Here is a 6469-nt window from a genome sequence, read left to right on the forward strand (position 1 = left end):
TATTATATATTTTAATTATGTGCAGTACATTTTATCCAAATTTATCTATTAACGATAAGTACCGTCATAAATAGATAAATAAAAATTTAAAAACAAAATATCATCTTGTATAGGGGGAATTTATGAAAAAAATAACAAGATCATTTCTTGCTGTATCACTTTCAACTGCTATGATTTTTCAAAACATGGTACTTGTAAGTAACTGCGAAGAGATAAATACAACAATCAGCGAGGATACTTATATAAGTAGCAAGTCTATAGACAATCAAGATTCTACTATACAACCTGACCCAGAAGTTAATCCACATCGTAGCATGGGGGATGTTCTTTCTACATACTCACTTCAAAGCGAATTACCAGATTTAGAAACCAAGACTTTAACTAAAGCTAGTTCTATAGGATTCGGAAAAGTCACTGCAAATAAGCTGAATGTAAGAAGTGGACCTTCAACATCTTATAGTATTGTAGGAACATTAAATAATGGTGAAAATGTAGAAATATTAGGTAGAGATAATAATTGGTATAAAATATCATATGATAATCTAACAGGGTATGTATCAGCTTCTTACATTACCTTAAGCCCTATAGAAAAAGGAATTGATGTGAGTAAGTGGAATGGTACTATAGACTGGAAAAAGGTAAAAGCAGATGGAATCGATTATGTAATAATAAGAGGTGGATTTGGAAATGCTACTGTAGATCCGCAGTTTGAATCTTATATCCAGGGTGCAAGTGATGCCGGTTTAAAAATTGGTGTCTATTGGTTTAGTTATGCTACTTCAGTAACTAAAGCAAAAGAAGAGGCTGCTAAATGTTTAGAAACTATCGCTCCTTATAGAGATAAAATAACTTATCCAGTGTTTTATGACTTTGAGTATGATAGTGTAGATTATGCTAAAAAATTAGGTATAACAATTACAAAGGATTTATCATCAAAAATGGCAGATGAATTTTTAACTGCTATAAAAAATGCAGGATACATAACTGGTATATATACAAATAAAGACTTTGGTGACAAATATTTTTACGAAGATATGTTATTTGCCAATAACTTATGGATTGCACAATATTCTTCTGCATGTACATATAATAGACCATATATGATGTGGCAATATACAGACAAAGGTACTATAAATGGCATTGGTACATCAAGTGAACCTGCATATTTTGATATGAATTATACTTATTTAAAACCAACAAATAATCAAACATCAAGTAATAAAATTGACTTATCTTCATCTTCAGTAAGTGAAATCAGTTCAAAAACATATACAGGAAGTGCGATAGAGCCAAGTTTTACGGTTACACTTAATAATAAGATTTTAAAGGAAAACGAAGACTATACTGTTACTTATTCCAATAATATTTCTATAGGTACTGCAAAAATATTAATAAAGGGAATCGGTAATTATGTAGGAGAAAAAACTATTACTTTTAAAATTGTAGCTCCTACTACAAGTAAAATAAACTTGTCATCAGCGTCCGTTAGTGAAATTAGTTCTAAGTCATATACTGGTTCTGCAATTAAGCCAAGTGTTACTGTTAAAGTCAACGGTAAAACATTAAGTTTAAATAAAGATTATACCGTTACTTATTCCAATAATATATCTGTAGGTACTGCAAAAATATTAATAAAAGGAACCGGTAATTATACAGGAGAAAAAACTATTACTTTTAAAATAATACCTAAGAAAATTTCAAAAGTTTCCTTATCAAAGAAAACTACAAATTCTCTTACATTATCTTGGAATAAACTTGATGATGTCACTGGTTATAAAATATATAAGTATGATTCAAAATCTGAAGACTATGAATATCTAAAAACAATAAAAGGTGCTTCAACTACTTCATTCACAGATAGCAACTTAACCGATGCAACTGTTTATAAATATAAAGTAAGAGGTTATAAAACTGTGGACGGAAATGCTTATAACGGTTTTATTTCAAATTCATTCGCTGAATCTACTAAAGTGAAGACTGTTTCTAATCTTAATTTAAAAACTAGAAATGCGACATCTTTAGAGTTATCTTGGGATAAAGTAAAAAATGCTGATGGATATAGAATATATAGACTTGATACAAATACAGACACTTATAAGTTAGTAAAGACTATAAATAATAATACCACAACTTCTTATAAACACAGTAATTTAGTATCAGCAACTAATTATTATTATAAAGTAAAAGCTTTTAAATATTTAAATGGAAGTAATCGTTATAGTGACTACTCTTCAAGATTAAAAGCTACAACTAGACCATTACAACCAAGTGTAATTTTAAACTCAACTAAATCAAAATCCATAAAAGTAAGTTGGACAAACATAAGTAAAAGAGCTACTGGTTACGAAGTACGTATGTCAACTTCTAAAAATGGAACTTTCAACTCTATCGGTACAACTACAAATACAAGTTTTACTAAAGTCAATTTAACTAAAGGTAAAACGTACTATTTTAAAATTAGAGCTTATAGAATAGTTGATGGACAAAAAATATATAGTTTATACAGTGGTATAGAAAGTATAAAATGCAAATAATAAAAAGGGCTTATTTTAAGCCCTTTTTATTATTTCACTATATAACATTCATAATCTTAAACAACTTTTTAAAATTGTTTACTGTCTTATCACTTAAGTTTACTGATTTACATTTTACCTTGTCATAGAACTCTTTAGCTGCCATAGTTTTATTATCTACATAATTAATACTAAATTTTCCTTTATCCTCCTCACTAATAAGAGTTTCCACAAATTCGGCATATTTATAAATGTCCTTATCTTTATTATTATAAGTGTCATTACAATTTACAAAGAATATATCTTCATTTATTTTTAAATTTAAGTTTTCTATTAACTTCTCACACTCTACAAAACCAGCTTTATCATAATCTAATATAACTTTAAAATCACATCCCCAGCCAATTAATATGGATACTATTACATTAATATTCCCTGCACCAACAGCGGGAATAATATATGGCATTTTTTCCTCTGGCACATTAAAATAATATAACATTGCCGTATAATACATATAGTCAGTTATACCTTCTGTCACTATATTTAGTTTGCCGCCTTGTGGTCCAATATTAAATCTTAAATCAGCACCTATAGCCTGAACTAGAGGGCTTAAAGTTTCTCTTTTGGATACACTATTTAATTTATTATCATAAGCTGTATTATAAATATTTGTATGACCTTTTTCATCTTTTTCTATGGCCCTTATATTTATAATATTATTTGAATCTATCATATAAGGAGAATGTGTAGAATAAACAACTTGATTATCATTTTTACATAAGTCATAAAATAATCTAAGCAATTCCCTTTGAGCATTCACATGAAGATATACACCTGGCTCATCTAATAAATAGATTACATTTGTATCCTTTATATCATTAGCTAAAATATCTATAAATAAATTTAAATACCATCTAAGGCCATTACTTCTTTCATTTATATTTGTAGTATTTTCATTAGTCTTCACTAGAATTTTTATATAATCCTTTTTAAAGGATATTTTAATTTGTACATTTTCTTCACAATAAAATTCATTAAATTTTTTTTGGATATTATACTTAATTTTTTCTTTTATTTTATTTCTACAAATTTCTAATTGATTTTCATCGTCATTTTCCATAGCTAGTAAAAATTCTTGTGTATTTATTTCACTAGCTAATATAAACTTATATAAAGCTCCTCGTCTATCTTTTATTTGTTTTTTTACTTCCTCCAATTGATATTCATTTTGTAATTCTTCTTCGCTTTTTCTGTGATAAAGTATGGGTAACATTGAATATTTTTTTCTTATTTTACTTTTAACAATTTCTAAATGTCTAATAAGTGTATATCTATTTTCATCATAAGCCATATTAGATTTATTTTCTTCTTGCATATTGTCATTAAAATTATCGTCTTCACTAATACAAAGGTAATCTTCACCATAAGAATTTAGAATATATAACAATTTATTAAGGCTTTTCTTATACTTAATCCATATGGTATTATTAATGTTTTCCATTGAATTAATATATTTAACTACTTCACAAAAAAATTCACTATCCATGCTATCATAATAATTTTCTTCTAAGTATAGCATTAACTCTTTTTTCAAGTACGAAATAGATTTAACTAATTCTATATCCTCATCAAATAATCTTGAAAACCCTCCTTTGAACTCAATCTCTCTATATTGTGAAAAGTAAAAATAAGTAATATCGTCTTGAATATTTTTATACTCTTTTAATAAATTTATTTCATTGTTAGTAAATTTAAGTTCCACAACTAAAGATAATTCACCATCCAAAAAGCTATTATTAAACTTATAAAAATCCTCCAGTATATAGTGACTAAAAGAAATCGCTCCTAGGATTTCAAGCACATTACTTTTACCACTATCATTTTTACCTATTAATGCAGTAACATCATCTTCTAACAATAATGCATTCTTCTGAGTTCCTATAGATTTGTAATTATTGATTATTACGCTTGATATCCTCATTCAATTCACGCCCCAATTTAATCTTCTATAAATTATATTAATATAAGTATAAAAAAAATCACAAATTATATATAGAGATAATTTGTGATTTAACATTAAAATTTATTATTTTGTACTTGCAAGTTCTCTAATAGGAGTAGAAACTTCCCTTTTGAAATCATTGTGATTTATTAATCTATTAACAATTATCCCTATTAAAGCCGCTAAACTAAGTCCTGTTAATTTTGCACTGCTAGCTATAGGTATACCTATCTCTACTCCTGCAAAGTGTTTTACATAACATGTAGTAAGCCCTATTACTAATATTATTATCATTACTGAAAGATTTCCATTTTCTTTGTAACATTTACTATCTCTTATAGTTTTAACCCCTATAAAAGTAATCATAGAGAATAAATAAATACTAATTCCACCCATAACTGCTGTAGGTATTGATTGTAAGAATGCTCCAAACTTACCCACACATGATATTACTATGGCAAATACTGCCGTAAGTCTTAATAGCTTAGGGTCATAGTTTTTAGTTATAGCAAGTAATGCCGTATTTTCTCCATAAGTTGTATTAGCTGGTCCCCCCATAAACCCTGCAAATAAAGTTGCTATACCGTCTCCTAGCAAGGTTTTATGAAGACCTGGATCTTCTAAGAAGTTCTTTCCAACAACTGCTCCATTAGTAGTTATGTCTCCAACATGCTCCATAAACACTGCTAAAACTACTGGTGCTATAATTATTATAGCTTCAATAGAAAATTTTGGAGCTGTGAAATTTGGTACTGAAAAGAAACTTGCTTGACTTACTGCACTAAAATCTGTTATTCCAGCAAATTTACTAACTATTATACCTACAAATATAGCTATTATTACACTAAATTGTCTAATACTTCCTTTAGCAAATTGATTAATTCCTACTGCAACACCTAAAGTTATAAGTGCAACAATTATATTATTCATTGCCATATCTATAGCTGTTGGTATTAAATTTAAACCTATTACTATTATCATTGCTCCTGTAACTTGTGGTGGAAAATATTTTTTAACTTTTTCCGGACCAACGACTCTAACTATCATTGACATTATTACATATATAAGACCTGCTGCAATTATACCCCCTTGGGCATAAGATAAGTCTCCATTAAAGGTTTCTGTAACTTGGTTTATAACTGATATAAATGCAAAACTTGACCCTAAGAATACTGGTACTTTAAAGTCTGTACATTTATGGAATAATAATGTACCAACTCCTGCACAGAATATTGCTACTGACGGATCAAATCCAGTAAGCAATGGAACTAATACAGTAGCTCCAAACATTGCTAACAAATGTTGAATTGATAAAATGGCTTTTTTCATTTAAATTCCCCCTAAGATTTTAATACTATAATTAACCTATTCTTCTATACTAACTGAATCTTCTGTATCACACTCAATTAATTTAACTGAGATTATTTCGCTTCTTGATGTTGGTACATTCTTACCAACATAATCTGCTCTAATAGGTAGTTCTCTGTGTCCTCTGTCTACTAAAACTGCCAGTTGTATAGCTTTAGGTCTTCCTACATCCATAAGCGCATTCAAAGCCGATCTTACCGTTCTTCCTGTATATAATACATCATCAACTAATACTACTGTTTTATCTGTAATATCAAAATCTATTTTTGTTGAGTTAACAACTGGATCAATTTGTTTTTTACTCAAATCATCTCTATATAGAGTTATATCCATTTCTCCTATTTGTATCCTTTGACCTTCTATAGCCTCAATTTTATCTGCTATTCTACTTGCAACTGGAACACCTCTAGTCTTAATACCAATAAGTACTAGATTTTCTATCCCTTTGTTTCTTTCAATAATTTCGTGACTTATTCTTGTTATAGCTCTTCCTATTGCCTTTTCGTCCATTATTTTTGCCTTTTGCATAAGAATCCTCCTAAAATTTAGCATTTAAATAATTTTATTAAATACCATATAAAATATT

The 6469-nt window shown here is 28.2% G+C and carries 4 protein-coding genes; 1 reads left to right on the plus strand and 3 read right to left on the minus strand.

Going from position 1 to position 6469, the window contains the following annotated elements:
* Nucleotides 1-122 precede the first annotated feature (122 nt).
* Nucleotides 123-2534, plus strand: a complete 2412-nt coding sequence (locus tag NSA58_RS13850) for a GH25 family lysozyme (RefSeq protein ID WP_052232896.1) — start codon at nt 123-125, stop codon at nt 2532-2534.
* A gap of 37 nt (nt 2535-2571) precedes the next feature.
* Here NSA58_RS13850 and NSA58_RS13855 read toward each other — a convergent pair whose 3' ends face one another.
* The 3 genes from NSA58_RS13855 to pyrR all read right to left on the minus strand — a co-directional run bounded on the left by NSA58_RS13855 (nt 2572) and on the right by pyrR (nt 6411).
* The gene (locus NSA58_RS13855) at nt 2572-4494 is read right to left on the minus strand and encodes an AAA family ATPase (protein ID WP_039678902.1); all 1923 of its coding nucleotides are present in this window, start codon (nt 4492-4494) and stop codon (nt 2572-2574) included.
* Between the two features lie 105 nt (nt 4495-4599).
* A complete protein-coding gene (locus NSA58_RS13860; RefSeq protein ID WP_039678901.1) occupies nt 4600-5844 on the minus strand; it encodes a uracil-xanthine permease family protein in 1245 nt (414 codons plus the stop codon).
* 36 nt (nt 5845-5880) lie between these two features.
* On the minus strand, nt 5881-6411 hold the full coding sequence (gene pyrR / locus NSA58_RS13865) for a bifunctional pyr operon transcriptional regulator/uracil phosphoribosyltransferase PyrR (protein ID WP_039678900.1): 531 nt from the start codon (nt 6409-6411) through the stop codon (nt 5881-5883).
* Between the last annotated feature and the right edge of the window lie 58 nt (nt 6412-6469).

Origin of the sequence: Terrisporobacter muris, from assembly GCF_024621905.1 — a bacterium.
Taxonomy (GTDB): domain Bacteria; phylum Bacillota; class Clostridia; order Peptostreptococcales; family Peptostreptococcaceae; genus Terrisporobacter; species Terrisporobacter muris.

What these genes read in the sequence shown, in the direction of transcription:
- NSA58_RS13850 (WP_052232896.1), top strand. Translation starts at nt 123, where the DNA reads ATGAAAAAAATAACAAGATCATTTCTTGCTGTATCACTTTCAACTGCT.
- NSA58_RS13855 (WP_039678902.1), bottom strand. Translation starts at nt 4,494, where the DNA reads ATGAGGATATCAAGCGTAATAATCAATAATTACAAATCTATAGGAACT.
- NSA58_RS13860 (WP_039678901.1), bottom strand. Translation starts at nt 5,844, where the DNA reads ATGAAAAAAGCCATTTTATCAATTCAACATTTGTTAGCAATGTTTGGA.
- pyrR (WP_039678900.1), bottom strand. Translation starts at nt 6,411, where the DNA reads ATGCAAAAGGCAAAAATAATGGACGAAAAGGCAATAGGAAGAGCTATA.